This window comes from Brevibacterium sp. Mu109 (assembly GCF_900169375.1).
Taxonomy (GTDB): domain Bacteria; phylum Actinomycetota; class Actinomycetes; order Actinomycetales; family Brevibacteriaceae; genus Brevibacterium; species Brevibacterium yomogidense_A.
This window is the reverse complement of record NZ_FXZF01000081.1, coordinates 1-2,341: the sequence shown is the minus strand read 5'-3', so window position 1 is coordinate 2,341 and position 2,341 is coordinate 1. Positions and strand designations below refer to the sequence as shown.

The window sequence follows — 2,341 nt, the reverse complement described above, 5'->3', positions numbered from 1 at the left end:
TGAACCAGTAGGAAGGCTGTCGGTGGGGGCCGATGGCCCCCGCCGGCACCACCCCTGGTCCCCGATGGGCAATATCGGTGGTCCCGGGAGGCAATATCGAGTGGCCTTCAAGCCTTCAAATACTCACAGAACCATATTGGCACATTAACGTGCCACCTAGCACGTCATTGTGCCTGGTACACTGACGTGCCGTTCGCCACGCTTGAATTGTGGGTGATCTCAGGCGGCGGCTAGGGCGCGTTGATCAAGTGGTGTCGTGTTCGTGCGGGCGAGTCTTGGGTGGTGGCGCGACGCGAGATCTCGGACGAGGTGTGGGCTGTGATGGAGCCGTTGATGCCGACGGCGTCGGGGCGTTCTCGGCCGTGGTCGGATCACCGGCTCGCGGTCGAGGGGATGGCGTGGAAATACCGCACGGGTGCGCCTTGGCGGGATGTGCCGGAGCGGTTCGGGAAGTGGAACTCGATCTACAAGCGGTTTGCCCGGTGGTCTGAGGATGGCACCTGGGAGAAGCTGCTGGCTGAGGTGCAGAAGCAGGCAGACGCGGCCGGGAAGGTCGACTGGGTTGTGTCGATCGATTCCACGATCGCGCGCGTGCATCAGCACGGCGCGACACTGAAGCGGGACGAGGGGGCTCTCTCGAATCACAAGGATCCGTGGATCGAACCGCCTGACCACGCTATTGGGCGCTCTCGTGGCGGGTTGACCACCAAGCTGCATCTCGTCGCCGATGGGCGCGGCAGGCCGCTGGGGATGGTGATCACGGGAGGGAACGTCAACGACACCACGATGATGACCGCCGTGCTCGAGGACATCTGCGTCCCTCGCGCCGGCAAGGGCAGGCCTCGAACCCGGCCGGAGCGTGTCCTCGCGGACAAGGGCTATCCGTCGAAGGCGAACCGAGCATGGCTGCGCGCCCGGGGCATCGCCGCCACGATCCCCGAACGCGACGACCAGATCGCTCACCGCCGCAGGAAGCCTGGCCGCCCCATCGACTTCGGCCACCAGCAGCAAGAACGCTACAAGGGTCGCAACGTCGTCGAGCGGTGCTTCAATCGCCTCAAGCAGTGGCGCGGGATCGCGATGCGCTCAGACAAGCTGGCCCGCAACTACCGCGCCGGCATCAGCCTCGCTACCACGCTGATCTGGATCAAGACCGAGGTCATTAGCCTGCCAAGCGGGTGGTAGCCGATGCCCTGTGAGAATTTCGCTTGAGGCGTGCAGCGGTCTTGTTGACCCGCCCTGCGTTGTACCCCAGAGTATGCACAGTAACCGCCTTCAACCCGTCATAGGAAATCCCGACGAACGCGGCATGATCCAAGGTTCCCCCGTCATGCCAGTATTGTTCTCCGTCATCCCCCCACCCGAATGGTTTTTCCCCAGGCGTTTGCTGTGCGCGGGTAATGGCGTACCGTTCGAGCGCATCGAAGGTGCCGTGGAGGCCTCCCGCGCCGACGAATGGACCAGAAAGCTTCCACTGCCTGCACGCGCGGCCAGTCCAGGTATGGAGGACGGGAACACTATTTGGATCTGGGTCTATCGAGACGTCCGTGACTCCGAGCGGGGTGAAGACGTGTCGCTCCGCGAGCGTCCACCAGTCGTTCCCGGTGGCCACCTCAAGCAGACGCGTGAGGACCGCGTATCCAAGATTCGAGTACTCGAACGAGCCCACAGGGCCGCGCAGTTGCTCTGATATGTCAGGCAAAACGTCGGAGTCGAAACGCTCAGTGGTGTACTTCGCGTAAGGATCGCGAGCATCGGCCGTAGTCTTGATCATTCCCTTGGGCAGCCTCGGTAGCCCCGAGGTGTGTTCCGCAAGACTGCGAACATCCACTTCCCTCGGGAGTCCTGTCTCCGGCAGAAACTCGCTCACGGGCGATGACAAACTGATCGAGCCCTCACGGTCAAGAAGCTCTGCAATCCGGGCAGTGACAGTCTTTGTGACAGATCCCCACTCAAGCATCGGATCCCCCTGGTGCAACGACCCGGTCTGCTCCACCTCGATGCGCCCAGCGTTCCGGAAGCGGTAAGCCTCGCTCTTCGTGCGCACTATCCAGCTCATGACGCCAAGCCTATCTGCGCAGCTCAAAGAGGTCGAAGTAAATGTTCACCGGGCTTTCGCGGAGCGCGGTCAAGGTGCTCCAGCTCACTCAGTAAGATCCGGCGCCAACCCCGAGCAACTGTCCATCGGAACCTGTCGGACTTGTTCAACGCGCCCTAGGCGCGAATCTCAGGCGTCAGCGACGGCACTGGAGCCTCTCCCAGGAGGCGCTCGCCCATCGCGTCGGACTCTCCCCTCGGTACGTTGCGGGCATCGAGCGGGGCGAGCGGAATCTGACTCTCG

At 62.9% G+C, this 2,341-nt stretch carries 2 protein-coding genes and 1 pseudogene; 2 read left to right on the top strand and 1 reads right to left on the bottom strand.

Features of this window, described 5'->3' with window-relative positions; translation table 11 throughout:
* Positions 1 to 279: 279 nt before the first annotated feature.
* Positions 280 to 1,185, top strand: a complete 906-nt coding sequence (locus BSP109_RS16470) for an IS5 family transposase (protein ID WP_101602041.1) — start codon at positions 280 to 282, stop codon at positions 1,183 to 1,185.
* Here the strand turns inward: BSP109_RS16470 and BSP109_RS16465 are convergent.
* Positions 1,163 to 2,059, bottom strand: coding sequence for a serine hydrolase (locus BSP109_RS16465; RefSeq protein WP_062241885.1), 897 nt, complete (start codon positions 2,057 to 2,059; stop codon positions 1,163 to 1,165). The genes BSP109_RS16470 and BSP109_RS16465 overlap by 23 nt on opposite strands.
* Before the next feature lie 164 nt (positions 2,060 to 2,223).
* On the opposite strand from BSP109_RS16465, the pseudogene BSP109_RS17570 reads away from it, so the two are divergent.
* A pseudogene (locus tag BSP109_RS17570) lies at positions 2,224 to 2,341 on the top strand (helix-turn-helix transcriptional regulator); the annotation flags it as partial.

Coding starts and splice junctions, on each gene's coding strand:
- BSP109_RS16465 (WP_062241885.1), bottom strand. CDS start 2,059: ATGAGCTGGATAGTGCGCACGAAGAGCGAGGCTTACCGCTTCCGGAAC.